The sequence below is a fragment of the Vibrio sp. qd031 genome (assembly GCF_002100145.1).
Taxonomy (GTDB): domain Bacteria; phylum Pseudomonadota; class Gammaproteobacteria; order Enterobacterales; family Vibrionaceae; genus Vibrio.
Genome location: NZ_JXQD01000028.1, coordinates 1 through 512, shown reverse-complemented (window position 1 = coordinate 512; position 512 = coordinate 1). Strand labels below are relative to the sequence as shown.

Annotated in this window: 1 protein-coding gene; it reads left to right on the top strand. The window is 52.9% G+C overall.

Annotation, left to right across the window (positions count from 1 at the left end):
* Window positions 1-512, top strand: a 512-nt coding sequence (locus tag ST37_RS15880; protein WP_172401018.1) for a transposase, incomplete at both ends; no start/stop codon positions are given.

Sequence of the window (512 nt, the reverse complement as noted above, 5' to 3'; positions counted from 1 at the left end):
CAACTCAGGCCACTGGCACGCAAAGCCCCCAAAGCACTCTACAGTGCGATGTTCCAAGTCGCCGCTGGTGTGCTAAAAAGCTTTGCTCACAGACAGAGCAGAGGCGCACTTGGCTTCACCGCCGTACTGCATACTCACAGTCGACAACGCAACCTGCACCCTCATCTGCATATTGTTGTTGCTGGTGGTCGATATCACGCATCAAAGCAGTCGTGGTACAAAGAAAATAAGCAGTACCTCTTTAATGCGTTCGCAATGGCGAAGGTGTGGCGAGCAAGGCTATTAGATGCACTCACCGCGCATCCAGAGTTATGGGTGCCCAAACAGACGCCAATCAAATGGGTGGTTGACTGCCGTAGCGTAGGCAAAGGCCAACCTGCACTGGAGTACTTGTCACGATACCTGTATCGAGGGGTACTCCCTGACCGAGACATCGTGAGCGTTGAAAATGATACCGTGACCTTCCGCTACCGAGAAAGCAAAACCAAACAGTGGACGACGCGAACACTGCC